Source organism: Streptomyces flaveolus (genome assembly GCF_044765825.1).
Lineage (GTDB): Bacteria > Actinomycetota > Actinomycetes > Streptomycetales > Streptomycetaceae > Streptomyces > Streptomyces flaveolus.
The window spans coordinates 95,625-120,708 of sequence record NZ_JBIWKU010000004.1 but is presented as its reverse complement, the minus strand read 5'-3'; the positions used below and the strand labels follow the sequence as shown (position 1 = coordinate 120,708).

At 74.1% G+C, this 25,084-nt stretch carries 26 protein-coding genes, 1 tRNA gene and 2 pseudogenes; 11 read left to right on the top strand and 18 right to left on the bottom strand.

Annotated elements, in window-relative coordinates; all coding sequences use genetic code 11:
- The 5 genes from ACIRG6_RS13820 to ACIRG6_RS13800 form a co-directional block, all read right to left on the bottom strand.
- The gene (locus tag ACIRG6_RS13820; protein ID WP_403322634.1) at nt 1-1,404 is read right to left on the bottom strand and encodes a type I glutamate--ammonia ligase; all 1,404 of its coding nucleotides are present in this window, start codon (nt 1,402-1,404) and stop codon (nt 1-3) included.
- A 168-nt stretch (nt 1,405-1,572) separates the two neighbouring features.
- The gene (locus tag ACIRG6_RS13815; RefSeq protein ID WP_364821985.1) at nt 1,573-2,448 is read right to left on the bottom strand and encodes a hypothetical protein; all 876 of its coding nucleotides are present in this window, start codon (nt 2,446-2,448) and stop codon (nt 1,573-1,575) included.
- A gap of 174 nt (nt 2,449-2,622) precedes the next feature.
- Nucleotides 2,623-3,273, bottom strand: a complete 651-nt coding sequence (locus tag ACIRG6_RS13810; RefSeq protein WP_364681226.1) for an HhH-GDP family DNA glycosylase — start codon at nt 3,271-3,273, stop codon at nt 2,623-2,625.
- Nucleotides 3,273-3,605 carry a DUF3140 domain-containing protein gene (locus ACIRG6_RS13805; RefSeq protein WP_318215432.1) on the bottom strand — a complete coding sequence of 111 codons (333 nt, stop codon included), beginning with the start codon at nt 3,603-3,605 and terminating at the stop codon, nt 3,273-3,275. The genes ACIRG6_RS13810 and ACIRG6_RS13805 overlap by 1 nt, the downstream gene beginning before the upstream one ends.
- A gap of 231 nt (nt 3,606-3,836) precedes the next feature.
- Entirely contained in the window at nt 3,837-4,646 is an 810-nt protein-coding gene (locus tag ACIRG6_RS13800; protein ID WP_403322630.1) for an alpha/beta hydrolase, read from the bottom strand.
- 180 nt (nt 4,647-4,826) lie between these two features.
- Here ACIRG6_RS13800 and ACIRG6_RS13795 point away from each other — a divergent pair, with 180 nt between their 5' ends.
- The 3 genes from ACIRG6_RS13795 to ACIRG6_RS13785 all read left to right on the top strand — a co-directional run bounded on the left by ACIRG6_RS13795 (nt 4,827) and on the right by ACIRG6_RS13785 (nt 8,426).
- The gene (locus ACIRG6_RS13795; RefSeq protein WP_318215434.1) at nt 4,827-6,014 is read left to right on the top strand and encodes a thiolase family protein; all 1,188 of its coding nucleotides are present in this window, start codon (nt 4,827-4,829) and stop codon (nt 6,012-6,014) included.
- 63 nt (nt 6,015-6,077) lie between these two features.
- Entirely contained in the window at nt 6,078-7,592 is a 1,515-nt protein-coding gene (locus ACIRG6_RS13790) for a long-chain-fatty-acid--CoA ligase (protein WP_364821980.1), read from the top strand.
- A gap of 60 nt (nt 7,593-7,652) precedes the next feature.
- Nucleotides 7,653-8,426 carry a sulfite exporter TauE/SafE family protein gene (locus ACIRG6_RS13785; RefSeq protein WP_403322627.1) on the top strand — a complete coding sequence of 258 codons (774 nt, stop codon included), beginning with the start codon at nt 7,653-7,655 and terminating at the stop codon, nt 8,424-8,426.
- On the opposite strand, the gene ACIRG6_RS13780 is transcribed toward ACIRG6_RS13785, so the two are convergent.
- Nucleotides 8,423-10,732: an ATP-binding protein gene (locus tag ACIRG6_RS13780; RefSeq protein ID WP_403322624.1), complete on the bottom strand. Its 2,310-nt coding sequence runs from the start codon at nt 10,730-10,732 to the stop codon at nt 8,423-8,425. The genes ACIRG6_RS13785 and ACIRG6_RS13780 overlap by 4 nt on opposite strands.
- 278 nt (nt 10,733-11,010) lie before the next feature.
- Here ACIRG6_RS13780 and ACIRG6_RS13775 point away from each other — a divergent pair, with 278 nt between their 5' ends.
- Nucleotides 11,011-11,733, top strand: a complete 723-nt coding sequence (locus ACIRG6_RS13775; protein WP_403322621.1) for a DUF4232 domain-containing protein — start codon at nt 11,011-11,013, stop codon at nt 11,731-11,733.
- 154 nt (nt 11,734-11,887) lie between these two features.
- Entirely contained in the window at nt 11,888-12,637 is a 750-nt protein-coding gene (locus ACIRG6_RS13770) for a cobalt-precorrin-6A reductase (protein WP_364681245.1), read from the top strand.
- A 51-nt stretch (nt 12,638-12,688) separates the two neighbouring features.
- On the opposite strand, the pseudogene ACIRG6_RS13765 reads toward ACIRG6_RS13770, so the two are convergent.
- From ACIRG6_RS13765 to ACIRG6_RS13755, 3 genes and pseudogenes are all read right to left on the bottom strand, one after another.
- Nucleotides 12,689-12,955, bottom strand: a pseudogene (locus ACIRG6_RS13765) (MFS transporter); the annotation flags it as partial.
- A gap of 89 nt (nt 12,956-13,044) precedes the next feature.
- Complete coding sequence (gene cobF / locus ACIRG6_RS13760; RefSeq protein ID WP_318215440.1) at nt 13,045-13,818, bottom strand: precorrin-6A synthase (deacetylating); 774 nt, start codon at nt 13,816-13,818, stop codon at nt 13,045-13,047.
- 284 nt (nt 13,819-14,102) lie between these two features.
- Entirely contained in the window at nt 14,103-14,630 is a 528-nt protein-coding gene (locus ACIRG6_RS13755; protein WP_364681250.1) for a DUF309 domain-containing protein, read from the bottom strand.
- A 100-nt stretch (nt 14,631-14,730) separates the two neighbouring features.
- On the opposite strand from ACIRG6_RS13755, the gene ACIRG6_RS13750 reads away from it, so the two are divergent.
- Nucleotides 14,731-14,804 (top strand) — tRNA-Pro (locus tag ACIRG6_RS13750).
- A gap of 53 nt (nt 14,805-14,857) precedes the next feature.
- On the opposite strand, the gene ACIRG6_RS13745 is transcribed toward ACIRG6_RS13750, so the two are convergent.
- Together ACIRG6_RS13745 and ACIRG6_RS13740 are read right to left on the bottom strand one after the other, a co-directional pair.
- On the bottom strand, nt 14,858-15,298 hold the full coding sequence (locus ACIRG6_RS13745; protein WP_403322618.1) for an ankyrin repeat domain-containing protein: 441 nt from the start codon (nt 15,296-15,298) through the stop codon (nt 14,858-14,860).
- A 70-nt stretch (nt 15,299-15,368) separates the two neighbouring features.
- On the bottom strand, nt 15,369-15,638 hold the full coding sequence (locus ACIRG6_RS13740; RefSeq protein ID WP_403322616.1) for an EamA family transporter: 270 nt from the start codon (nt 15,636-15,638) through the stop codon (nt 15,369-15,371).
- Between the two features lie 251 nt (nt 15,639-15,889).
- On the opposite strand from ACIRG6_RS13740, the gene ACIRG6_RS13735 reads away from it, so the two are divergent.
- On the top strand, nt 15,890-16,615 hold the full coding sequence (locus tag ACIRG6_RS13735; RefSeq protein WP_364681259.1) for a dienelactone hydrolase family protein: 726 nt from the start codon (nt 15,890-15,892) through the stop codon (nt 16,613-16,615).
- Between the two features lie 76 nt (nt 16,616-16,691).
- Here ACIRG6_RS13735 and ACIRG6_RS13730 read toward each other — a convergent pair whose 3' ends face one another.
- A complete protein-coding gene (locus tag ACIRG6_RS13730; protein WP_364681262.1) occupies nt 16,692-17,264 on the bottom strand; it encodes a hypothetical protein in 573 nt (190 codons plus the stop codon).
- Between the two features lie 541 nt (nt 17,265-17,805).
- Between ACIRG6_RS13730 and ACIRG6_RS13725 the strand changes: the two genes are divergently transcribed.
- Nucleotides 17,806-18,153, top strand: coding sequence for a MerR family transcriptional regulator (locus ACIRG6_RS13725; RefSeq protein WP_350721886.1), 348 nt, complete (start codon nt 17,806-17,808; stop codon nt 18,151-18,153).
- A 144-nt stretch (nt 18,154-18,297) separates the two neighbouring features.
- On the opposite strand, the gene ACIRG6_RS13720 is transcribed toward ACIRG6_RS13725, so the two are convergent.
- Together ACIRG6_RS13720 and ACIRG6_RS13715 are read right to left on the bottom strand one after the other, a co-directional pair.
- A complete protein-coding gene (locus ACIRG6_RS13720; protein ID WP_403322613.1) occupies nt 18,298-19,224 on the bottom strand; it encodes an NADP-dependent oxidoreductase in 927 nt (308 codons plus the stop codon).
- 89 nt (nt 19,225-19,313) lie between these two features.
- A complete protein-coding gene (locus ACIRG6_RS13715) occupies nt 19,314-19,952 on the bottom strand; it encodes an HD domain-containing protein (protein ID WP_403322610.1) in 639 nt (212 codons plus the stop codon).
- 135 nt (nt 19,953-20,087) lie between these two features.
- On the opposite strand from ACIRG6_RS13715, the gene ACIRG6_RS13710 reads away from it, so the two are divergent.
- Nucleotides 20,088-21,056, top strand: coding sequence for a GlxA family transcriptional regulator (locus ACIRG6_RS13710; RefSeq protein ID WP_403322608.1), 969 nt, complete (start codon nt 20,088-20,090; stop codon nt 21,054-21,056).
- An 88-nt stretch (nt 21,057-21,144) separates the two neighbouring features.
- On the opposite strand, the pseudogene ACIRG6_RS37735 reads toward ACIRG6_RS13710, so the two are convergent.
- The 3 genes and pseudogenes from ACIRG6_RS37735 to ACIRG6_RS13700 form a co-directional block, all read right to left on the bottom strand.
- Nucleotides 21,145-21,258 (bottom strand): annotated as a pseudogene (locus ACIRG6_RS37735) (DUF1062 domain-containing protein); the annotation flags it as partial.
- Nucleotides 21,225-22,148 carry a Vgb family protein gene (locus ACIRG6_RS13705; protein WP_403322605.1) on the bottom strand — a complete coding sequence of 308 codons (924 nt, stop codon included), beginning with the start codon at nt 22,146-22,148 and terminating at the stop codon, nt 21,225-21,227. The pseudogene ACIRG6_RS37735 and the gene ACIRG6_RS13705, both read right to left, overlap by 34 nt.
- A gap of 158 nt (nt 22,149-22,306) precedes the next feature.
- Complete coding sequence (locus ACIRG6_RS13700) at nt 22,307-22,552, bottom strand: DUF5133 domain-containing protein (protein WP_364681276.1); 246 nt, start codon at nt 22,550-22,552, stop codon at nt 22,307-22,309.
- Nucleotides 22,553-22,647: 95 nt separating this feature from the next.
- Here ACIRG6_RS13700 and ACIRG6_RS13695 point away from each other — a divergent pair, with 95 nt between their 5' ends.
- Together ACIRG6_RS13695 and ACIRG6_RS13690 are read left to right on the top strand one after the other, a co-directional pair.
- Nucleotides 22,648-23,616: an alpha/beta hydrolase fold domain-containing protein gene (locus ACIRG6_RS13695; protein ID WP_403322603.1), complete on the top strand. Its 969-nt coding sequence runs from the start codon at nt 22,648-22,650 to the stop codon at nt 23,614-23,616.
- Entirely contained in the window at nt 23,613-24,290 is a 678-nt protein-coding gene (locus ACIRG6_RS13690; RefSeq protein ID WP_318215464.1) for an NUDIX domain-containing protein, read from the top strand. The genes ACIRG6_RS13695 and ACIRG6_RS13690 overlap by 4 nt, the downstream gene beginning before the upstream one ends.
- Before the next feature lie 3 nt (nt 24,291-24,293).
- On the opposite strand, the gene ACIRG6_RS13685 is transcribed toward ACIRG6_RS13690, so the two are convergent.
- Complete coding sequence (locus ACIRG6_RS13685; protein ID WP_364681295.1) at nt 24,294-25,079, bottom strand: GntR family transcriptional regulator; 786 nt, start codon at nt 25,077-25,079, stop codon at nt 24,294-24,296.
- Between the last annotated feature and the right edge of the window lie 5 nt (nt 25,080-25,084).

The window sequence follows — 25,084 nt, the reverse complement described above, 5'->3', positions numbered from 1 at the left end:
TCAGTAGATCCAGCGGTAGGCCGCCGCCAACCGGTCGTCGTCCAGCCCGTCGACCGCCGCGATCTCGCCCCGCCGCACCGCGGTCACCGCGTCGGCCAGGACCGGCCCCAGCGCGCCGCGGAGCACGTCGTCCGCGCGGAACGCGTCGACCGACTCCGCGAGCGAGACCGGCAGCCGGCGCACACCCCGGGCCGCGGCCTCGTCCGGGTCGAGCCGGGCCGGGTCGCCGGTGATCTCCTCGGGCAGGGACGCGGACGAGGCCATGCCGTGCAGCCCGGCGGCGATCACGCAGGCGAGCGCGAGGTACGGATTGGCGGCCAGGTCGACCGGTTTGACCTCCAGGTTCGCCGCCTGGTCGCGCACCCCGGCCGTGCCGGTGACCACGCGCAGGGCCGCCTCGCGGGTCTCCCGGCCCCAGGCGGTGAACACCCCGGCCCACTGGGACGGCCTGAGCCGCAGCCGGCTGGCCGGGCTGGGCGCGGTCACCGCGGTGAGCCCGGGGAGGTGGGCGAGCACCCCGGCCACCAGTGACTCGGCCTCGGCCGTCATGCCGTACCGGCCCGGACCGCCCGCGTGCAGGTTCGTCCCGTCCCGCCAGGCCGAGAGGTGGAGGTGACCGCCGTTGCCGACGCCCCGCGCCGACACCGCGGGGGAGAAGGAGACCCGCAGCCCGTGCCGCTGGGCCACCGCCCGGATCGTCTGGCGCACCAGCACACTGCGGTCGGCCGCCGCCACCGGGTCGACCGCGCCCACCGAGACCTCGAACTGCCCCGGCGCGTACTCGGGATGGAACTGCTCCACGTCCACGTCCTGCGCCGCCAGGGCGGCCAGCAGCTCGGCGGCGCAGTCGCTCAGCCCGATCTGCCGGGTCGCGCCGTACGCCGGCCCCGATACGGCGGGCACGAAGGTGTCGTCGGGTGCGTCGCCCCGGCCGAGGACCCACTCGATCTCGACGGCGGCCCGGAAGGTGACCCCGTGCCGTTCGGCGGCCTCGCTCACCATCCGGCGCAGGACGGTCCGCCCGCACGCCGGATGCGGCTCGCCCTCCTGCGTGATCCGGTCCACCGGCGCCCACGCCCACCCGGGCTGTGCCGCGAGGACGGTCAGCCGGTCGAGGTCCGGGTAGAGGCGCAGGTCGCCGTCCGGGGAGCCGAGGACGTCCGTGGTGACGATCGCGTCGTTCGCGAGGAAGGTGTCGAACACCGGCGACATCCCGACGCCCCAGGCCGCGGCCGAGGCGAGCTTCGCGGTCGGCACGGTCTTCACCCGGCCGATCCCGGCGGTGTCGACGTACGCCAGGACGACACCGTGGACGCCCAGCCCGGCCAGCTCGCCGCTCAGCGAGGCGGCCCGCGCGACGTCACCGGGCCGTCCGCCGGGGACGGGGTCGGCGAGAGTGGTCATACGTCCTCCCAGACGGGACGGGATGCGGTGCCCGCCGGGCTTCGCGCGTGCGCCGCCCGTCGCGGACCATTGTGCCGCCCGGTTGATCACCGTGTCCCGGGATTGGGCCAGGGCGCGCACGGCGACGCCCCGCGCCCGAGGACGCGGGGCGGGTGCTGCGCGGCGCGGTCAGTCGAGGTCGCCGGGCTGCGGGGAGGGGGTCTTGCCCGCCAGGACGGTCTGCAGCCGTTCGGTGCCCTGCTGCGTCGCCTGCTGCACGGAGTCGGTCTCGCCGCCGCTCAGGCCGCCGCCGGTGACCGCGACCGCGTTGATGCCGACCCGCACGGCGGCGACGTCCAGGGTGAGGGTCGCGGGGTTGCCGCCGGCGTTGCCCTGCACCGTCACGTGCACACCCTGTCGGGTGTCGCCCACCTTCGGCACGGAGGCCTCGGTCACCTGCACCGTCCGCTTGTCGCCCGAGTCGTCGGTCGCCGTGAACTGGTCGCAGGTCTCCGGCAGCGAGGCCATCCACTTCAGGGAGGTGTCCAGCTGGCTGCGCTGGTAGGCGGCGACCTGCTCCAGCAGACGGGAGTCGCCCTGCTCGAAGCCGGTGACCGCCGACGCCCCGGACGGCGTGCCCAGCAGATCGCCGGAGTAGAGCCGGTCGAGCAGCTGCTGGCATTCCGCGGCGTCGGCCTTCGCGGACAGGAAGTCGGACACGTCGACCTTGCCGATGAGCATGCTGTCGTGCCACTTGTCCGCGTTCGGCACCTGGTTCCAGTCGTCCTCCACGTCCGCCTCCGTGATCAGCGCGGCCTTCGCGCCGGGCGCGGTGAGAGCCGAGGTGGAGGGGGACGGTGAGGCCGTGGGGGAGCCGGTGGGCGCCTCCCGCACCGCGTCGCGCTCGACGGCGGGCGAAGCGGCCCGGGCGGCCTCCTCGGCGGCGGTGTCCGAGGCGGTGCCCGGCCCGCCGCCGTCGTCCGAGCAGGCCGCCGTGGTCAGCAGCGCGCCGGCCGCGAGCGCGGAGGCGAGGAGACGGACGGGGTGGGACGGACGACGGCTCATCGCGGATGCCTCCTGGAGGACGTGGCACGGTGTCCTCAGGGCATCACCGAGGCGGTGGGGTCACCAGCGCACGGGACCGTCCGGGTGACGGCAGGACCGCGGGGGCGGGGCCGGAACCGTACCGCGGAGGTGCGAAGCAGAGCCCGCGCCCCGGCCGTGGGGGCGTGTACGCGCTCAGCCGGCGCGGTCCAGGGCGTCCCGCACCGTCTCCTTGTCCACGGCCGCGCGCACCAGGGCGGCGGCCAGGACGGCCGGTTCCGTTCCGCCGGCGAGCCCGACCAGCCGGCCGGCGTCCTCCGGGAGGCCGAGGCGCCGCGCTCCCTGCAGCGCCTTGCGGTCGAGGTAGGGGGCCGCCTCCGGCCAGACCCGCTGGGCCTCGCGCAGGAAGATGTCCGCACCGGCCGGTCCCACACCGGGGAACTCCTGGAGCAGGCGGCGCAGTTCGGGCACCTCGCCGTCCGCCTCCCTCCGCAGCCGGCGCAGATCCCCGCCCCACCGTTCGATCAGCAGCCCCGCCCCGTCGCCGAGCTGCGTCGCGGTGCGCTCGTCGTAGCGCCGGTAGCCGCCCCGGCCGAGGGCGTCCACCCGCTCCTGCCGGCCGGCGCCGGCCATGCGGCGCGGGTCGCCGAGTCCGGCCTCGTCCAGGGTCCGGGCGGTCGCCACGGCGACCGAGCCGCGGATGCGGGCGCTGAGCAGGTGGGCGAGGACCAGCAGCCGGTACAGCGGCTGCGGGGTGTCCCTCAGCCGGATGCCGGCCTCCTCGGCGTACGTCTGCCCGTGCGCGCCGACGAGTTCCCGTACGACGCGCTCGTCGTGGCCCGCCACTACGGCTTCAGCGGGTCGTGGCCGATCGTCATCAGCCGGTGCCTGAGCCGGGTGTCGTCGGCCCGGGGCTCGTTCTCCAGGTCGGCCTGCGAGGTCACCGTGTCCACGACCTTGCGCATCGCGCGCAGGTCGCCCTCCGTCAGGTCCGTGCGCCGCTTCTGCAGGATCGCGAGGACGTGCTGACCGAGTGGCGAGCCGGCGTCGTCCGGCAGTGGCTCGGTCAGCTCGCCGGAGTCCCGTACCCGGAGCCAGTCCGCGAGCTCGGCGGACGTCATGTTCACCACGCGGTGGAAGTCCTCCCACAGCGCGTCGAGTTCGAGGGCGTCGGCCATGGTGCCCCTCTTTCGTCGTGCGGATGTGCGTGCGAGGCGTCAGGGCAGTCGTGCGGCGCTTCAGCCGTTCCTCACCGCCGGGCCTCGGGTCGTACGGAGCGGAGCGACGCGCTCCTCCTCGCAGGTGCCTGCCGCACGGCCGGCGGCCGCGATGTCCCACGCGGGCGGCGGCGCAACCACTCCGTGGGGCGCGGGTGCCCGTGGGGCACCAGGGCAAACGCCTCCGGCCGCTCAGCGGGCGAGCACGCCGTCCAGGAAGCGCGTGACGTCCGTGAACACCTCCGCGCGGTTCGTCTCGTTGAAGACCTCGTGCCGGGCGCCCGGGTAGATCCGCTCGGTGAGGTGGCCGCCGCTGAGCCGCTCGACGCCGACGCGGCTGCCGGGCAGCGGCACCAGCCGGTCGTCGTCGCCGTGCACCCACAGCAGCGGGAGCCGGCCGACGTCGCCGCCCTTCGCGACGGTCTCCAGCGTCCGGACGAAGGCCTCCAGCGTCGGCCGCTTCATCGGGCCGTGCCACACCAGCGGGTCGGCCGCGTACGACGCGCCGACCGCCGGGTCCCGGGAGAGCGAGGACGGACTGATCGGGGTGTCGGGGATCTCGTCCAGGGCGAGCAGACGGCGCGGCAGCTCCCAGTCGCCGATGACCGGGCCGGACAGCACCAGCGCGGTCAGCCCTTCGGGGTGGCGCTGCGCGTAGCGGGAGGCGATCAGGCCGCCCATGGAGTGGCCGATCACGACGACCGGCAGGCCGGGGTGGGCGGCCCGGGCGAGTTCCGCCACCGCGTGCACGTCGGTGACCACGTCCTCGAAGTCCTCGATCAGCACCCGCTCCCCCTCGGAGGCGCCGTGCCCGATGTGGTCGGGGCCGTAGACGGCAGCGCCGTGCGACGTCAGCACGCCGGCCACCTCCTCGTAGCGGCCGGCGTGCTCCCCGTAGCCGTGGATCAGCAGCACCGCGTACCGGGGCCGCTCGGCGGACCACTCGCGGACGGTGATCCGTCCCCGCGTTCCGGACAGGACGTGCTCGCGGGCCTCGGCCATGTCTCCTCCAGCTGCGTCGGTGCAGGTCACCCGGAGGATCTTCCCAGGGAGGCGGCCGGAGGTCTATAGTCCAAAACTAGCAGTGCTAATTTCGCTGCGGGAATGAAGGAAGAAGGCTCGCGGAGGCCGGCCGGCGGCACACCGCCCGGCGGCCGAGCGACGACGGTCAGGAGTCACCTCGTGCGTCCCGTCCACTTCGCGGCCGCCCGCCGCACCCCGATCGGCAAGCTGCGCGGCGCCCTGTCCGCCGTGCGGCCGGACGACCTCGCCGCCACCGTGATCCGCGGCCTGGTCGCCGACGTGCCCGCGCTCGACCCCGCCCGCATCGACGACGTGTACTGGGGCGCCGCCAACCAGGCCGGCGAGGACAACCGCAACGTCGCCCGCATGGCCGCCCTGCTCGCGGGCCTGCCCGAGACCGTGCCCGGCGCCACGGTGAACCGCCTGTGCGCCTCCGGCCTCGAAGCCGTCACCACCGCCGCCCGCACCATCGCCGCGGGCGAGGCCGACATCGTGCTCGCGGGCGGCTCGGAGTCGATGAGCCGCGCCCCCTTCGTCCTGCCCCGCCCCGACGAGGCCCTGCCGCACCGCATCGAGACCGCCGACACCCGGCTCGGCTGGCGCCTGGTCAACCCGGCGATGAAGGACCTGCACGGCCTGCTGGCCATGGGCGAGACGGCGGAGGAGGTCGCCGCGCGGTACGACGTGTCGCGCGAACGGCAGGACGAGTTCGCCCTGCGCAGCCACCGCCTCGCCGCCGAGGCCCGCAAGAACGGCCACTTCGACGCCGAGCTGCTCCCCGTCGAGCGGCCCGACGGCGTGGTCGTCGACACCGACGAGTGCGTCCGCGAGGACACCTCCGTCGAGAAGCTGGCCCGACTCACGCCGGTCTTCCGCGCCGGCGGCACGGTCACCGCGGGCAACGCCTCCCCGATGAACGACGGCGCCGCGGCCCTCCTGCTGGTCAGCGAGGAGGCACTGAACGACCTGGGCCTCGAGTCGCTCGGCCGCTACGTGGCCGGCGGCTCGGCGGGCGTCCACCCGGACGTCATGGGCATCGGCCCGGTCCCCGCCACGCGCAAGGTCCTGGCCCGCGCCGGCTGGAGCATCGACGACATCGCGGAGGCCGAGTTCAACGAGGCGTTCGCCGCCCAGGCCCTCGCCTGCGTCGACCAGCTCGGCATCGACCCCGCCCTGGTCAACCCCACCGGCGGCGCCATCGCGCTGGGCCACCCGCTCGGCTGCTCCGGCGCCCGCATCCTCACCACCCTGCTCCACCGCATGCGGCGCACCGACGCCGCCCGCGGACTCGCCACCATGTGCGTCGGCGTGGGGCAGGGCAGCGCGGTGCTGGTCGAACGGTCCTAGGCCGTTGCCGCCACCCACCCGACCCCACTGCAGAGCCGCAGCAAGGAAACGGAGCAACACCCCATGGCAACCCTCTCCGTCGCCGCCATCCTCGCCGAGAACGCCCGGCGCCGTCCCGACAAGGAGGCACTGGTCGAGGGCGACCTGCGGCTGACCTTCGCCGAGGTGTGGCAGCGGGCCCGCGCCCAGGCGGGTGCCCTGGCGGAGCTGGGCGTCCGGCCGGGGGACCGGGTCGCCCTGATGGCGCCGAACACCGCCGACTTCCCGCAGGCGTACTACGCGATCGCCGCGGCCGGTGCCGTCGTCGTCCCGGTCCACCTGCTGCTGTCCCCGGCGGAGGTCGGGCACGTCCTCACCGACAGCGGCGCCGGCCTGCTGCTGGTGCACCCGGCGCAGGCGGAGACGGGAGCGGCCGCCGCGCGGGAGGCCGGGGTGCGGGTCGTCGTCCTGGGCGACGAACTCGGCAAGCTCGCCGCGGACGCCGAGCCGCTGCCCTCGTACGTGACGCGTGACGCCGACGACCCGGCCGTCGTCTTCTACACCAGCGGCACCACCGGCGTGCCCAAGGGCGCGGTGCTCAGCCACTTCAACCTGGTGATGAACGCGACCGTCAACGCCTTCGACGCCAACGACATCCGCCCCGACGACATCGCGCTCGGCGCGTTGCCGCTGTTCCACGCCTTCGGCCAGACCGTCTCCCTCAACTCCACCTGGCGGGCCGGGGCGACCCTCGTCCTGCTGCCCCGCTTCGACGCGGCGCGCGCGATCGAGCTGATGGTGCGGGAGAAGGTCAACACCTTCCACGGGGTGCCCACCATGTTCGTCGCCCTCGCCGCGGCGGCGGCCGAGGCCGGCGCCCTGCCCGAGCTGCGGGTGTGCATCTCCGGCGGCGCCTCGCTGCCCGTCGCCGTGCTGGAGCGGTTCGAGGAGGCCTTCGGCGCCAAGATCTACGAGGGGTACGGGCTGTCCGAGACCTCGCCCGCCGCGGCCGTCAACCAGCCGGTGTTCGGCGCCAGGCCCGGCACCATCGGCCACCCGCTGTGGGGCGTGGACGTCGAGATCGCCCGCGCCGAGACGGAGGACCGCGTCGAACTGCTGCCGCCCGGTGAGCTGGGCGAGGTCGTCGTGCGCGGCCACAACGTCTTCTCCGGATACCTCGGCCGCCCCGAGGCCACCGCCGAGGCGCTCGTCGACGGCTGGTTCCGCACCGGGGACCTCGGCACCAAGGACGACGAGGGCTTCCTGCGGATCGTGGACCGGAAGAAGGACGTCGTCATCCGGGGCGGCTACAACGTGTATCCGCGCGAGGTCGAGGAGGTCCTGATGCGCCACCCCGGCATCGCCCAGGTCGCGGTCATCGGCCTGCCGGACGAACTGCACGGCGAGGAGGTGTGCGCCGTGGTCGTCCCCGCCCCGGGCGCGACACCGGACGGCGCCGAGATCACCGAGTGGTCCAAGCAGCACCTCGGCAAGTACAAGTACCCGCGCCGGGTGGAGTTCACGGACGCGCTGCCGCTGGGCCCGAGCATGAAGGTGCTCAAGCGGGAACTGCGGGCGCGGTACGCCGGCCGTCGGTGATCGCCTGACGAGACGCTCCTTACGGGCGCCTGCCGGGTACGCATAGCATCGGTGCCCGCAATGGACACCATGACGCTCTGGCACCTCACCGGCTGGGAATTCGCCGCGCTCGCCTTCGCGGCCCTGCTCGTCGGCTTCTCCAAGACCGCCGTGAGCGGGGCCAATACGGTCAGTCTCGCGGTCTTCGCGGCGGTCCTGCCGGCCCGTGCCTCCACCGGCGCCCTGCTGCCCGTCCTCATCGCCGGTGACATCCTGGCCGTCCTCACCTACCGGCGCCACGCGCACTGGCCCACGCTGTGGCGGCTGTTCCCGGCGGTGGGGGCCGGCGTGGTGGTGGGCACCGTGTTCCTGGTGTGGGCCGACGACACGGTCGTACGGACGTCGATCGGCGTGATCCTGCTGTGCATGGCCGGCATGACGGTGTGGCGCCGGCGGCAGGCCGACGCCGCCGAGCAGCCGGACGAGATCACCTCCCGGGCCGGCCGCGTCAAGGCCCGCTCGTACGGCGTCCTCGGCGGCTTCACCACCATGGTCGCCAACGCGGGCGGCCCGGTGATGTCGATGTACCTGCTCTCCGCCGGCTTCCGCAAGCTCGGCTTCCTCGGCACCTCGGCCTTCTTCTTCCTGATCGTCAACGTCTCCAAGCTGCCCTTCAGCGCCGGCCTCGGCCTGATCGACGGCCACTCGCTGCTCCTCGACGCCGTGCTCGTCGTGTTCGTGGTGCCCGGCGCCTTCCTCGGCACCTGGGCGGTGAAACGGATCAACCAGCGACTCTTCGAGCGACTGGTCATCGCGGCGACGGTGGTGGGCGGCCTGCAACTGCTCCTGCGTTAGACGGTGCCGGCGGCGGCTTCGTCGAGCGTGTCGAGTGCGGTGGCGGCCTCGGCCTGACGGGGGCTTCTCAGCGCGGCGAGGGCGTCGCGGGCGGTGCGGAGCGTCTCCCGGGCGTCGGGGTGTCCCATGGCGTCGAGCACCTGGCCCAGGTCCAGCCGGGCCTGCTCCGTCCAGGCCGGCATCTTCGCGGCGTCGAAGGCGGCGAGGGCCTGCCGCAGCGGTGCCTCGGCCTCCTGCCAGCGCTCCAGGGCCGCCAGGTCGTTGCCGATCTGCTGCCGGGCGACAGCGAGGTACAACGCGATCACCTCGTCGGTACGGCCCGGGACCCCCGCGCGGCAGATCCGCTCGCTGCGGCGGTGGATGTCCAGCGCCTCGGCCGCCCGTCCGGCCTGGCGCAGCAGGGTGCCGAGGGAGTTGAGGCTCGTCAGTTCGGCCAGCCGGCCCTGCGGCGACTCCTGTGAGGCGAGGCAGCGGGCCCCCTCGCGCAGGCGCTCCTGGGCCTCTCCCGCGCGCCCCAGCCGGTTCAGCGCCCCCGCGCCGTAGCCGAGTGCCCAGCCCTCCTGGAGCCCGTCCCCGCACTCGCGGGCCGCCGTGAGCGCGGCGTCCGCGCTCGCCAGGGCGGCGTGCGGGTCGTGCACGCACAGGTTGTAGGCCCAGGCGAGATAGTTGAGGTGAACGGCCTCCTCCCGCCTGCTGCCCAGGGCACGGGCGGAGTCGGCGGAGCGCTGGAACACCTCCACCCACTGCTCCCAGTGCTGGTTGAGATCGGAGAACCAGTGCATCGCCTCCGCCGTGTCCAGGACCTGCCGGTGCCCGCCCGTGTCATGGGCCCGGCGCAACGCGGCGAGCCACTGGGCCCGTTCGGCCTCCAGCCAGGCCCGCGCCTCTTCCCGGCCGGTGGGCGCCGTCTCCGGGTCAGGATCGTCCTGCGGTGCGGTCCGTTCGTGGTCGACGTCGAAGTGCAGCGCGGCGGCGGTGGCACGGCGCAGCATCCAGTGCGCGGTCCGGTCGAGGGCGGCGTCGCGGACCTCGGGGCCGTCCTCGGCCTCGACCTGCTCGGCGGCGTAGAGCCTGAGCAGGTCGTGGAAGCGGTACCGCTCGGCGCCGGCATCGCTCTGGAGCAGCCCGGCGTCGGTCAGTTCCTCGGCGCAGGCGACCGCCTCGTCGTAGGACAGTCCGGCCAGGAGTGCGGCGGTCTCGGGGCCGAAGTCCGCTCCGGCGGACAGCGCGGCGCGCCGCAGCACCGTCCGCGTCTCCGGCGGCAGTTGCCGGTAGGAGAGCGCGAAGGCCGCACGCACCCGCAGACTTCCGGCCTGGAGGCCGTCCAGGCGCCGGCCCTCGGCGGCGAGGCGGGCGACGAGCTTGCCGAGGCGTTCGTGCGGCCGGCTGAGGAGCCGTTGGCCGGCGATCCGGACGGCCAGCGGCAGGTGCCCGCACAGGTCGGCGAGATCGCGCGCCGCCTGTGCCTCCGCCCGCACCCGGTCCGGGCCGATGATGCGGGTCAGCAGTTCCACCGCCTCCTCACGCCGCAGCAGGGCCAGATCGGTGCGGTGCACGGACTCCAGACCCGCCAGGGCGTGGCGGCTGGTGACGATGGTCAGGCACGGACCGGTGCCGGGCAGCAGGGGGCCGACCTGGGACTCGTCGGCGGCGTTGTCCAGCAGCAGGAGCATGCGCCGCCCGGCGGCCAGGGACCGCCACAGACCGGCACGGTCGTCGGTGCCGGCCGGTATCGCCGCGTCGGCGACCCCCATCGCGCCGAGGAGCCGGGCCAGCGCGTCCCGGGGCGTGGTCGGCTCGGGATCCATGCCGTGCAGGTCGAGGGCGATCCGCCCGTCCGGGAAGTGCGGGGCGAGGCGGTGCGCGGCGTGCACCGCGAACGCGGTCTTGCCCAGACCGGGCTGCCCGGCGACCACGGTGACCACCGGCCGGCCGGACTCGGCGTCCCGCGCCAGGTCCAGCAGCCGGGCGAGGGCCGGGCCGCGGGCGGTGAAGTCCTGGATGTCGCGGGGCAGGGCCAGGGTGCCGGGGCCGGCCGGGTCGGTGGCCGTCCGGGGACGCGGACGGCCGAGGGCGGCGGATCCCTCCAGGCTCGCCGCCTCGTCGCCGTCCAGTCCCAGCGCTTCGGCCAGTGCCTGCACGGTACGGCGCTGCGGACCCCGGGTGCGTCCGCGCTCCATGTCGGCCAGAGCCCTGACGCTCACCCCTGCCGCATGGGCCAGTGCCTCCTGGCTCAGCCCGGCGCGGCCCCGCAGGTCCCGCAACTGCCGCCCGAAGTCCCCAGCAGAAGGCGTGCCGTCGCGCACCGTCGATGACCCCGATCGTCCGGCTCGTCCGGACGCGAGCCACCGGCAGAAGTATCGCCCACGGGACTTCTGCCGGGAGAACCGCCTGGGCGGCGGAGACCGGAAGTGATCGACTGAAGGCCGACGCGGAACGCCCTCCCGGCCTGCGCGGTCCGGACGCCCCCGGCGGACGGATCCGCCGGGGACGGAGCCGGTGCGGGCTCGGGAACGGCTCGAACCACCCGTCGTCGAACGACCGTGGCATGCATGCCGTAGCTCACCGAACGGGGATCCCTCACATGAACCACAGCACTCTGCGTCAGCGCTCCGCGCTGCTCGCCGTCGCGGGCACCGCCCTCGTCCTGTCCCTCACCGCCTGCCAGAGCGACGCGGACAGCAAGTCGACGTCCGCGCCGTCCGCCACCACCACGGTGGCGTCGTCCCCGGCGGCGGACGGGACGACGGCCGGCAAGGGCACCGGCACGTCCGGCACGTCCGGCGCGGCGGGTTCGGCCGACTCGGCGGGATCGAAGGACTCGGCGGGCTCCACCGACGCCTCCGCGGGTGACACCGGTGCGACCGGCGAGCAGGCGTCCGCCTCCACCCCGGTCTGCACCGCACGGGACGTCCGCGTCACCGCCGCCACGCAGGACGGTCCGCCCTACACCCACCTCGTCCTCACGGCGCGGAACAGCACCGGGCACTCCTGCCGGCTGACGGGCTTTCCGCAGATCCAGTTCCTGGAGAGCCACAAGCAGGACGTCCCGGCCGTCGCCAAGAGCAAGCCGGCCACGCCGGTCGTGCTCCAGGCGGGAGCCCCGGCCTACGCCCTGGTGAAGCTGTCGGACGGCGGGGTCGACGAGGAGAACGAGCCCGTGTCCGCGTTCTCCGTCATGCTGGAGGGCGACTCCACGGTCATCGCCGTCACCGCGCCCGGCAGCGACGGCATCGCCGTCGACCCGGCGAAGGCGCTCACCGGCTACTGGACGCCCGAACTCCGCAACGGAGCGGACGACTTCTGAGCCCTCCGCAGGAGACGCCGGCACCTCGGGTGACGCGCTCGCACCGCCACCGGACCGCGCCGGGGTGAGCCTGCCCACCGGCCCGTCCCGCAGAGGCCGCGGCCACCGGAGCCGGTGGCATGCCCGGACCGGGCCACCTCGTACTCTCGACACCATGCCGATCCCGCACGTCCTCGTCCTCGGCGGCACCACCGAGGCCCGCCGCCTCGCCGCCGTCCTGGCGGACCGGCCCGGGGTGCGGGTGACGACATCGCTGGCGGGGCGGGTCACCCGGCCGGGCGCGGTCGACGGCGAGGTGCGCGTCGGCGGGTTCGGCGGTGCGGACGGGCTGGCCGTGTGGCTGCGCGAACAGGGGGTGAGCGCCCTCGTCGACGCGACCCACCCCTTCGCCGAGACCATCACGGCGAACGCGGCACGCGCCGCTGCGGTCTGCGGGACCCCGGCGGTGATCCTGCGCCGGCCCGGCTGGCGCCCCGGCCCCGGTGACCGGTGGCACCCGGTCGCGTCCCTCCCGGAGGCGGCCGGCCTGCTGCCGGGTCTCGGCCGCCGTGTCTTCCTGACCACCGGCCGCCTGGGTCTGGGGGCCTTCGCGCACCTGACCGGCCTCCACTTCGTCGCCCGCTCGGTGGAGCCTCCCGACCCGCCCCTCCCGCCGGACCTCCGGATCCTGCTGGCCCGTGGTCCGTTCACCGTGACCGGAGAGACCGCCGTCCTGCGCGACCACCGCATCGACGTGCTGGTGACCAAGGACAGCGGGGGAGCGGCCACGGCGGCCAAACTGACGGCGGCCCGGGACCTCGCCCTGCCGGTGGTCGTCGTGCGCAGGCCCCCGCTGCCGGCGGGCGTGCCCGTGGTGCCCGACGTGTCCGGCGTACTGGAGCGGCTCGGTTTCGGCGCACCCTGACGGAAGCGGCCCCGCCGGCGCGCGGCGGCCCGTCGGACCGCTCCCGCTGTCTCAGTGCGCCGCCTCGGCGACGGGCCGGCGCACTCGGGCGGGCAGCCCGTTGCTCAGATCCTCGACCAGCAGGCGCTTGGCGATCGCGTCCACGGCGACGCGCAGGTCCGCGTCCGAGGAGCGGCCGATGTCCTGCTCCACCCGGTCCTCCAACCACGTGGCCCAGGCCCGCCCGATGACCAGGGCCTCGCGGGCGCCGGCCTCGGTGTGCGAGAGCAGCGAACCGTGCCGGGTGAGGAACCCCTCCTCCACCGTCGTGACGAAGACGACGTTGCGGCGGCGCTTGTCCAGCACGGGCGGCTGGATCGCAGCGGTCCGTGACGTTTCCTCGGCGACTGTCAGCCGGGCGGCAGGGTCTAGCGGTCCTTCGGGTTGCGCCGCAGCAGGTACGTGTCCATGATCCAGCCCTTGCGCTCCCGGGCCTCGGCGCGCAGGCGCTCGATGCGGGGCGCGGCCTCGGCGATCGGGCCGGAGGCGAGGATCTCGTCCGGGGTGCCCAGGTAGGCGCCCCAGTAGATGTCGATGTCCTGGTCCGCGTACTGCCGGAAGGTCTGCTGGGCGTCCAGCATCACCACCACGTCGTCCACGCCCTCCGGGAAGCCCTCGGCGAGGCGCCGGCCGGTCGTGATCTGCACCGGGCGCGCGACCCGGTTGAGCCCGGTCCGGTGCCGGGCGACGAGCGAGGAGACACTGCTGATGCCGGGCACGACGTCGTACTCGAACGCCACCGCGCCCCGGTCCAGGATCTCCTCCAGGATGCCCAGCGTGCTGTCGTACAGCGCCGGATCGCCCCAGACCAGGAACGCGCCGCTCTCGTCCTCGCCCAGCTCCTCGGCGATCAGCCGCTCGTAGATGCCGGCGCGGGCGCTGCGCCAGTCCCCGACGGCGGGGGAGTACGCCGTGCCGCCCGCGGTGCGGTCCCGCTCCGGGTCGCGCGCCTCGACGACCCGGTACGTGCCCTCCGGTACGTGCGTCTCCAGCATGTCCCGGCGCAGTCGCACCAGGTCAGCTTTGGCCTCGCCCTTGTCCAGGACGAAGAACACGTCCGTGCTCCGCAGCGCCCGGACCGCCTGGAGGGTGAGCTGGTCGGGGTCGCCCGCGCCGATACCGATCACATGAATTGTCCGCACGCCCCGAGTCTGCCGTACGCCACCGACGACGCCCCGCCCGGGCTGCCCTCGGCCCGCGGCGGCTCGGGGTCCCGGTTTCCTGTGGCCGCGGGTCCCGGCCCGGCGGCAGTCCGCTCGCGGGCCCCGCGAAGAGGGCTTCGGCCCCGCAGCCTCGGTGCCCGGGCTCTCGCGTCCACCGGCGCCGTTCTCCACGTCCCGCGCCGCGGCCCCGCGGCGGCTCGGGTTCCTGTGGCCGCGGGTCCCGGCCCGGCGGCAGTCCGCTCGCGGGGCCCGCGAAGGGGGCTTCAGCCCCGCAGCCGCGGCGCCCGAGCCCCTGCATCCACCGGCGCGCCGTCCTCCACGTCCCGGGCCAGTTCCCGGGCCCACCCGGCGACCGCGTCCAGCTCCATCCCGTACGGCCGCCCCTGACCGTGCTCCGACGCCGCCCACTCCGTCACGGCCCCGGCCCCGCGCCGCAGCAGCCTGGCCCCGCCGGTGACATTGCCGCGGGCCGCGTGCGTGAGCCCGACGGCCAGCTGGGCCAGGCCCCGCCACAGCTCCCGTTCCTCCTCGGGGCCCGACTTCCAGGCGTCCTCGAAGACCTCGTGCGCGTGGAAGGGCTTGCCCTCGTCCAGCAGCCGCTGCGCCTCGGCGACCGTCTCGTCGGGGGCCCGTACGACGCCCTCGGGCTGGCGGGGGACGCCGTCCGCGCCGTACGGCAGCGGGCGTCCCAGCCCGTCCCGCGGGCGGGCGTTGCGGGCCCGCCCCTCGTCGTCGCGGTCCCGCGGGTCCACCGGGCGGTCCGAGGCTGTGCTGTCGGCAGGGCTGTCCATGGGGCCGATTGTCCCTCGCCCGTCCCCGCTTAGGCGTAGCCCGGGGTGTGGGGTAAAGTGCTGTCCGCGTGATCGCGCGGTGCACCGCGCGTGAGCACATCGGGACGTGGCGCAGCTTGGTAGCGCACTTGACTGGGGGTCAAGGGGTCGCAGGTTCAAATCCTGTCGTCCCGACTCGTGAGAGTCGTGGTCCGAAGGCCGGTTTCGGAGAGATCCGAGACCGGCCTTCAGTCATGGTCAAGGGACGCCGGTCCCGGCCGGGCGCCCGCGGCGACGAGCAGCTCCGCCGTCTTGGGATGCGGACCCTTCGTCGCCCAGTCGAGCGGGGACCGGCCCGTGCCGTGGTCCTCCCGCAGGTTCGGGTCGGCGCCGTGCTCCAGGAGGGCGCGCACCGTCTCGGTGTGGCCCCAGCAGGCCGCCCCGCACAGCGGTGTGCCCTCCGAGCCGGTACCGCTCTCCGTGTCGGGCGAGGCCCCGGCCGCCAGCAGGATGCGGACGATGCCGGCGTCTCCGTTCACCGCCGCCTGGTACAGCGGCGTGGTACCCCGGGAGTCGGCCGTCTCGGCCGGCGCGCCCGCGCGCAGCAGCGCGCTCACCCGCGTGAGGTCGCCGACCAGTGCGGCGTCGACGAGACGCCCGGACAGTTTCTTTCGCCGCCGTCGGTTCACGACCGCCGAGCCTAGCGGGCAGCCGGACGGCGCCGCCGGGGGGGCGTCCGAGCACGCGCAGCGGGCCGTGTCACCCCAGGCTGAGCAGGATGACGGCGGCGGCCGAACCCACCAGACCCGTCGCCTGTGCGCGGGTGACCCTTTCGCGCAGGACCGCGAGTCCGAGGGCCGTCGGGACGGCCGGGTAGAGCGAGGCCAGGACGACGGCGACGGCCAGTATCTTCAGCCGGGTGGCCCAGAGATAGAGGATGAGGCCGAGGGCGGCTCCCGCCCCGATCAGAACGGCCCGGCCCCACGACCCGGCGGATCTGCGGAACTCGGGCCGGCGGCCACGGGCCACAGACCACTCGCCGGATCCGCCTGCGCGAGGCCGATGTACTGCACGGCCACCCCCAGGCTGGCGACCGGGCCGTCCGTCAGCGCCGCCCCGGACCGCGTCCCTCCGCCACCTCCGCGGCCGGCGCCGCCGTCTCCATCCGCCGAGACGGTCCGGGTGAGCCAGCGCCGCGTTCCGCTGGCCGGCCCCGCTCTGCTCTGCCGACGGCAGAAACAACGTCCCGGCCGGCTCGACGGGCACTACCGTCCCGTCGCATGACGACAGTGATGACGCGCACGGTCGAGTACCCCGCCGACGGCCTGACGATGATCGGGCACCTCGCGCTGCCGGCCGGCACCGGCCGCCGGCCCGCGGTGCTGCTCGGACCGGAGGGCCCGGGGCTCAGCGACGTCGAGCGCCACCGGGCCGACGCTCTCGCCGAACTGGGGTACGTGGCGCTGGCCTTCGACCTCCACGGCGGTCGCCATCTGACCGACCCCGAGGACATGCTGGCCCGTTGCCTGCCGCTGCTCGCCGACCCCGACCGGATGCGGGACATCGGCCACGCGGCGCTCGACGTGGTGCGTGCCGAACCGCGGACCGACCCCGACCGGATCGCCGCCGTCGGCTACGGCACCGGAGGCGCCATCGGAGTGGAACTCGGACGCGCCGGCGTCGGCCTGCGGGCGATCGGGACGGTCAACGGACTGACCACGGGCCGGCCGGGCGAGGCGGCCCGCATTCGCTGCCCGGTATGGGCCGGCGTCGGGTCGGAAGACCCGATCATGCCGGTCGCGCAACGCGACGCGTTCACCGCCGAGATGCAGGCCGCGGGCGTCGACTGGCGCCTCGTGGTCTACGGCGGCGCCCTGCACGCCTTCCACCACCCGCCCGTCGACCAGCCCGTGCTCCCGGGCGTCGGCCACCACCCACGGCACGCGGCGCGAGCCTGGCGCGACATCGTGGACCTGCTCACCGAATGCGTGCCCGTGGCGGAGTGATCCCGCAGTGGGCGCGGGCCCTTGTGGGGCCGCTGGTCTCGGTACGCGACCGGTCAGGGGGTGGGTGAGGCCTCGGTCAGGGACATCCAGTCCCGGACCGTCTTCCGGTGCGAACCGCTCGCCGTGCCCGCGGCCACCGCCTCTCCTCGACGGTGCACGGCGTTCCCGCGCGGGTGAGCAGGACGAGCGGCCACTCGGGGCCCGCGCCGGCCGGTTCGCCGTCGAAGGCGGCCCAGTCCCAGGGCCCGTCGAACCGCCATGCCCGGCCGGCGGCGTCCGCGACCTCGTCGCCCGGCTGGAGAGACGCGTACGGCCGCAGCAACAGTTCGAAGGTGAAGGGGATCCCGTCACCCGGGTGGAGGGAATGCCCCGTGCCGTCGAGATGGCTCTCGTCCGGGAACTCCCGATAGGACAGGCCGCGGCGCAGCACGCTCACCGTCAGACGAGGACGGGGCAGCCGGCCCGTTTCGAGCGGGGGATCGTGGTGGTCGACGGCCGTCACGTGCACCGTGGTCGGCGGCACTCCGACCCGGCAGATGTCGCCCGCCGCCAGCCGCTCGGGCGGCGGGTCGGTGCGGAACAGCTCCGCTCCACCTCGGGGGCGGCGCGCCCGCTGCCGGGCACCCCCAGGGCGACGATCCCGTTCCACTGCGCGACATCACTGTCGGTGTCGATGCCCCACCACGGCCACCGCACCGGGATGCAGCCCCACCCAGAGCCACCTGACGCGCTCGGGTCACGGGTTCCGGACATGACAGAAGGAAAATCCGGACGGCCCTGGGTGGAGTAAATCTGCAGTGGCCGGTGTAGACATTGCCCGGGACGGAAGCTACCGTTCTGGGTGTAGCCAGAAGTCGAAGGGCACGGCAGAGACGAACTGCCGTGCAAGCAGATCAAGCCGAGCGGCTCCACGGGCCGCACAGCAGTACGGAAAGATCGATCGAAAGAGGTAAGGAGCCGAACGCCATCAGGATCGCCCGGGCGGGTAGAGCCGCCCGGGTACCGCAGACCCCGGATTGGAAGGTGGTCCCCGGTCACGCAGCCGCGATCCCCGCAAGCCCGCCCTCCCAGGCGGAACCTGCGGATACAGAAGGCCGGCGCAGTCAGCCGGTAGATGGTGTGGAAAGCTCGGGGCCCGGGCGCCAGTCGGCGCCCGGGCCCCCCGACGCGTCACCCGGAAGAAGAGGTCTATGCCCCCTGGCAGTTCCCGCCCCGCCGACAACCTCGACGACGACGATTACCCCGCCTACACCATGGGCCGGGCCGCCGAGATGCTCGGCACCACCCCCGCCTTCCTCCGCGCCCTGGGTGAACACCGCCTGATCACGCCACTGCGCTCCGAAGGCGGCCACCGCCGCTACTCCCGCTACCAGCTGCGCATCGCCGCCCGCGCGCGTGAACTGGTCGACGCCGGCACCGCCGTCGAGGCCGCCTGCCGGATCATCATCCTCGAGGACCAGCTCGAGGAGGCCCAGCGCATCAACGAAGAGCTCCGCGCGGCCCAGGGCACCGGCGCGCAGCCGAAAAGCGCGGTCTGACGCTCGGCTCCCGCAGGGACGGACCGCTGAGCTGCGGGGCCACAGGGCAGGCCGGACGCCCTCGTCGCCCCGCAGCACATCCGCACGGCCACCGAGTCGGGCCGGACCTGGCGGTCGTTCCTTCACTGGACCGGTCCGACCCCGTCACCCTTCGTCCTCAGCGACCCGGATGACGGTGCGGCCGGGGACGCGCTCTCGCCGGGCGAGTGCGGCGGCTGCCTCCGCGAGCGGCCGGACCGCGCCGACCCGCACCCGGAGCCGTCCGTCCCGCAGCCGCCGGGCGAGGTCGGCGAGGCGAGCGCGGTCCGGTTCCACCACGAAGAAGACGGCCCGCCCGTCGTCCGGTCGCACGGTGGGCGGGTGGGCGATGGTGACGAGCGTGCCGCCGGCCCGCACGAGCGGAGCCGAGCGGTCGAGGATGTCGCCGCCGATCACGTCGAACACGACGTCGACCTGCCCGGCGTCCTCCCACCGGTCGTTCTCCAGGTCGCGGAACGCGTGCGCGCCCAGGCCGAGCACGGTGTCCCGGTCTGCGGCGCGGCCCGTACCGACCACGTGGGCACCCGCCTCGCGGGCGAGTTGGACGGCGATCGAACCGACACCGCCCGCGGCGCCGTGGATCAGGACGGTCTGGCCGGTGACGAGACGTGCGTGGTCGAACAGGCCCTGCCACGCCGTGAGTCCGGAGATCGGCAGCGCGGCCGCCACCGTGTGCTCGACGTCGGCGGGGAGCGGCGCGAGGTTGCGGGCCTCCACGGCGACGTACTGGGCGAGCGAGCCGTCGCGGGTCCAGTCGGTCAGCCCGAAGACCCGCTGGCCGACGGTGAGACCGGTCGTCCCGTAGCCGAGCTCCTCCACCACCCCGGAGACCTCGTGGCCGGGCACGCTCGGGGTGCGGTCCCGGCCGGCGCGGTCGGTCCAGGACGCGGGCCAGTCGAGCTCCCCCCGAGTGAAGCCGGCGGCGTGCACCCGCACGATGACGTCGTTCTCCGCGGCATGGGGACGGGGAAGGTCTTCCAGGGTCAGTCCCGTGACCCCGGCCTCGCGGTCCCGGACGGTGATGGCTTGCACGAGTTACTCCTCTGTCGGTGTCGGGTGGGAGACGCGGGGCGTCAGCATTTTCGGTCGCTGGCGAAAACGTCGACGCCATGGCTGCCGGCTCACCGCGGCCAGGGCGCATCGATGACGCGCTCGACCATGGACGTACGACGGAAACCGGGAACAAAGTGCTCCAGGACGTCCGCATTCATGGTTCCGTACGTGGTGTCCGGGCGGTCTTTGAGGCCGTCGACGAATGCCTGCAAGAACTCCTTCTTGAAATCGCCCCGCGGATGAGCGGCGACGATTTCGTCCACCTGGTCGCCTTCCAGCCCGTCCAGCCCCCAGCCGACCGCGTCGGTCAGCACGCCGTAGTTCGTGGCAGCCGACTCGGGGCCCATCCGGCCGGGAAGCCCCGGCGTCGTGTGCAGGGCGACCGCCGTCCAGACCACCTCGGCGGCGCTCCGGGAGAACCCGTGGTCGCGCAGGAACTTCTGCGCGTGGTCGGCGCCGTCCAGCTCGAAACGCTGCCGCACGTCCGAGAACGGGATCAAAAGGCCCACGTCATGGAAAACCGCCGACATGTAGAGCAACTCGGGATCGGGCCTCAGGCCGAGCCGACGCGCGTGGAGGGAACCGAAGAGAAATACACGCCGGGAGTGGTGGAAGATCAAAGGAGTCGTCTTCTCCCGAAGGAATTCCGTGGCCTCCGCGGCAGCCGGAGTCCCGGGGATTTCCGTTCCTGCGATGATGTCGGGCATGGTGTCCGTGCTTTCCGGTGCGATGTACTACGAAGGGATTGTGCGTCCGTTCTCCACCATGTGGGCCGTGCGGCCTTCGGCGCCGCCTCGGTCCGGCCATGAACCACTCGAATCCAGTCATCCCAGGATGGGCCCGTGAGATCCGATACGCATCGGGTGACGATCCTCGTCTACGACGGGGTCAAACTGCTCGACGTCGCCGGCCCCGCCGAAGTGTTCGGCGAGGCGAACCTGCTCGGCGGCGACTACCGGATCGCCCTGGTGTCGACGACGGGTGCCGACGTCACGGCCTCGATCGGCATGCGGATCGCCGTCGACGGCAGCGCCGCCACGCAACCGGACCCCGGCACGTTCCTGATGCCGGGCGGAGACGTCTACCCCGGCACGCCTGTCACGCCCGACCTGGTGGAAGCCGCCAGGGAGCTGGCAGCCCGTTCCGGCCGGGTCGCCTCCGTGTGCTCGGGTGCCTTCGTCCTCGGCGCGGCCGGCCTTCTGGACGGCAAACGGGCGACCACCCACTGGAAGATCGCGGACAGACTCGCCGCCCGGCACCCGAAGACCCGCGTCGAACCCGACGCCATCTACGTGCGCGACGGCACGGTGTACACCTCCGCCGGCGTCACCGCGGGCATCGACCTCGCGCTGGCCCTCGTCGAGGAGGACCACGGACCGGACGTCAGCCGGGAGGTGGCCCGCTCCCTGGTGGTCTACCTGCAACGGGCGGGCGGTCAGTCACAGTTCTCCGCGCCCTTGCAGGGGCCGGCGCCCCGCTCACCCGCCCTGCGCAAGGTCGTCGACCTGGTCACGGCGGACCCCGCCGGCGACTACTCCCTCACCGAACTGGCCACCCGCCTCAACGTCAGTACCCGTCACCTCACCAGGCTGTTCCGGCAGGAGCTGGGCAGTACACCCGCCCGGTACGTGGAGTCGATCCGGTTCGACATCGCCAAGTCGCTGCTCGACCACGGGTACACCGCGACGCAGGCGGCCTCCATGGCCGGCTTCCCGAGCTACGAGAGCCTGCGTCGCGTCTTCGCGCGGGAGCTGTCCATCAGCCCTGCCGCCTACCAGCGCCGGTTCACCACCGCCCGGCGCCCCGAGTAGCGGTGCGTCCGTCCGGGCCCTGCCGCGGCGAGAGGCCCAGGGCCTGTCCGGCGGATCGTGCCGGACAGGCCCTGGGCCCGAGGAGGGCTCAGTGCTTGAGCGTGAAGGTGAAGTCGCCGGAGAGCCTGCCGCTCAGCCGGACTGCCGACACCACTCTCCCCTCCGTGATCAGTCGCTCGGCCTCGGCTCGCGAAAGACCGCACCGAGGCGTGCGATCTTCCCGATCTCGAGAGCGGTCCAGATCGCGCCGTCCGGTCCTTGGACGATGCCGTGGGGTTCCGAGGACGGGCTGGGGAGATCGTGTTCGTCGATACGGCCGTCGGGGGTGATCCGTCCGATGCGGTTGGCGCCCCACTCGGTGAACCAGCAGTTCCCGTCGGCGCCGGCGGCGATGGCGTGCGGCCGTGACGCGGGGTCGGGCAGGGCGAATTCTGTGATCTTCCCGTCGGGAGTGATCCGCCCGATCCGGCCGGCTCCGATCTCGACGAACCACAGGGCGCCGTCGGCGCCGGCCGTGATGCCGACCGGGGCGCCGGCCGGTGTCGGCAACGGATGGATGGTCACGGCGCCGTCGCTGCCGATGGCGCCGATCGCGTTCGCCTGATTCAGGGTGAACCAGAGCCGGTCGTCCGGTCCTGCGGTGATGGCCGAGGGGAAGGCCTTCGTGATCGGGAGGGGAAACTCGGTGACGTGACCGTCGGTCGTGATACGGCCGATGCGGTCGGCGCCGGCTTCGGTGAACCACAGTGCGTCATCAGGGCCCGACACGATCCCGAACGGCCCGGCATCCGAAGTCGGCAGCGGGAAGGAGGAGATGTCTCCGGCCGTGGTGATGCGGCCGATGCGATGACTCCGGAACTCGGTGAACCACAGTGCGCCGTCAGGGCCCGCTGTGATGATCGACGGCCCGCTGGAAGCGGACTCGAGCTGGTAGGAGGTGGTGTCGCCGTCGGGTGTGAGCCGGCCGATCCGTCCGTGATGGACCATGGTGAACCACAAGGCGCCGTCCGGTCCGGCCGCGATTCCGTAGGGTCCGGCCTCGCGGTCGGAAACGGAGAGCTCCGTGAGGGAAACGGTCGGACGATCCGGCATGAAGGTTCCTCGCAGGGCGGACGGACAGCGGAACTGCGCATGCTAGTCCGGCGGCGGCCCCGCATGCTCCTGGATATCCCGGCCACGCGACGGGAGGAATCCGCAGAACGGCGACAGCCGCGTCATGCCACGGAACCAGCCGGGCCGCCTTGTGCCGGTCAAGCAGCCAGACGCTGGTCGGTCCTGACGGCCTGCTCGCGGCCCGCCCGCAGCCGCTCCAGGAGGGCGTCGGCGGCGCTGAGGGCCTCGTCCACCGATTGGGTGCCCGTCATCACGCACAGCGTGTACGAGGTGTCTTCCAGCTCTCGGCTCGAACGGCCGGTGGGCTCCAGGTCGTGACGGAAGCGGGCCTCGGCGAAACGGGCCAGCACCGCGCGCAGGTCCTTCTCAGCGGGCAGCAGCACAGAACAACCTCTTTCACAGGCGGGCCGGTCGAGCGGTCCCGCGACAACCGTCACTGCGGATTCCGGAAACCCGTATGCCCCCGCCGCCTCGCGGTATGCGTCAGTGCGCGGCGCCGCTGCGCCGGGCGCGCGTCCGCCAGGGAGCGGCGCCGCACGTCGAGGCCCGCGACGAGCTCCAGGCCGCCTTCGCCGCCCCTTCCGCCCGCCGCCCACCCCGCCGACGGCGTACGGCTGCTGCGCGCGGTCCCCTACGCCGTGCACGACGGCAGCCGGCCCTGGAACTGGACGTGTGGCTCCCCGAGGAGGCCCCCGACGAACCGCTGCCCGTCATCGTCTTCGTGCACGGCGGGGCCTGGCGCACCGGGCTGCGCGACGACCTGGGCCCGCGCTTCCGCACCTGGCGGCCCGGACCCTTCGCCCGCCTCGTCCGGGCCGGGTCCGCCGTAGTCTGCCCCGACCACCGGCTCAGCGGCGAGGCCGTGTTCCCCGCCCCGCTGGACGACCTCGGCGCGGCCCTGGCCTGGCTGCGCGCCCGCGCCGCCGACCTCGGCATCGACGCCGAACGGGTCGTCGCCTGGGGCGAGTCCGCGGGTGGCCACCTCGCCGCGCTCCTCGCCCTCACCGCCGGCCCGCCCCTGCGCGGCTGCGTCGTCCGGTACGGCGCGACCGACCTCACCGCCGCGCCGCCGCGCACCCCCGAGGCGGGCTTGCTCGGCGCCCCCGCCGCCGACGCCCCGCACCGGGCCCGCGAGGCCGGCCCGGTCGCCCGGGTCACGCCGGGCGCCCCGCCCTTCCTGATCCTGCACGGACGGGGACACGGTCATCCCCGTCACCCAGGGACAGGCCCTGGCGTCGGCGCTGGAGGCGGTCGGCGCGGCGGCCGATTTCCGGACCGTCGCCGGGGCCGATCATCTGTGGATCGGGGCGGCCGAGGCGGACGTGGAACGCTGCTTCGCCTCCTCCCTCGACTTCGTGCGGAGCCGGACGGGGTGATAGAAGCGGGCATGACCACCTTGCCCCACCCCGCAGCGCCCCGCCCGACAGCGCCGGACGGCGCCCGATGACCGCCGGCATCGACACCCCGGACCGCCGGGGCCGCACCGGACTCGACCGGGCCGGCCAGGACCTGACCGGCAACCCGCACGTCAAGATCCGGGACGTCCGGCTCCTCTCCAGCCACTGGTACGTCGAACGCACCACCACCTTCGACCTCCGGCGCGCCGACGGCACCTGGAGCACCCAGGAGCGCGAGACACACGACCGCGGCAACGGAGCCACCGTGCTGCTCCACGACACCGAACGCGGAACGGTCCTGCTCACCCGCCAGTTCCGCCTGCCCGTGTACGTCAACGGACACCCCGACGGCATGCTGATCGAAACCCCCGGCGGGGTGCTCGACGACGAGGACGAGCACCCCGAGGTCGCCGTGCGGCGCGAGGTCGTCGAGGAGACCGGGCACACCGTCGGCGAGGTCCGGCACGTCTTCGACGTGTACATGAGCCCCGGCTCGGTCACCGAACGCGTCAGTTTCTACGCCGCTGCCTACGGCCCCGCCACCCGCACCCACGCGGGCGGCGGCCTGCGCGAGGAGGGCGAGGACATCGAGACCCTGGAACTGCCCTTCCCCCGTGCCCTGGAGATGATCCGGACCGGCGAGATCGCCGACGCCAAGACCATCATGCTGCTCCAGTGGGCGGCACTGGAGGGCCCGTTCGCCCCACCCCGCGAACGCGCGTGAGGCTCACGGTCCGGCCAGCAGCTGGAAGTCGAACGAGTACAGGGACGCCCGGTAGAGGTGCGTGCCGTACTCGACCGGCCGTCCCGTGTCGTCGTACGCCGTGCGCCGCATGGTCAGCAGGGCGGCGCCCTCCCCCTCGTCGAGGCGGGCGGCCTCCTCGCGGGTGGCCGAGCGGGCGCCGACGGTCTGACAAGCGCTGTGCAGGGTGATGCCGGCCGCGCGCATCATCCGGTACAGGCCGGTCGACTCCAGGCGGCCCGTGTCGAGGTCCAGGAGGCCCCCCGGCAGGTAGTTGCACAGCACGGCCACCGGCCGGCCGTGGGTGAGGCGCAGCCGTTCCAGGACGGTGACCCCGGCGCCCTCCGCGACGCCCAGGGCGGCGGCCACGCCGGCGCCGGCCGGGACGGTCTCGTTGCGGAGCACCCGCGTGGCCGGACCCTGCCCGGCCGCCTCCAGGTCGTCGTACAGGCTGCTCAGCCTCAGGGGGCGTCTGACGCGGCTGTGCACCACCTGAGTGCCGACCCCGCGCCGCCGGACCACCAGCCCCTTGTCGACCAGCGACCGGACGGCCTGGCGGACGGTGGGCCGGGACAGGCCGAGGCGGACCGAGAGGTCGGCCTCGTTGCCCAGCAGGTTCCCCGGCGTCAGGACGCCGCGCTCGATCGCCGCCTCCAGCTGCTGGGCCAGCTGGTGGTACAGCGGCACCGGACTGCCGCGGTCCAGGACGAAGTCCAGCGAGCCGGACGCGGGGGCGGTCACGGCACGCGCGGGGCCGCCGGTCTTCGCCATGGACG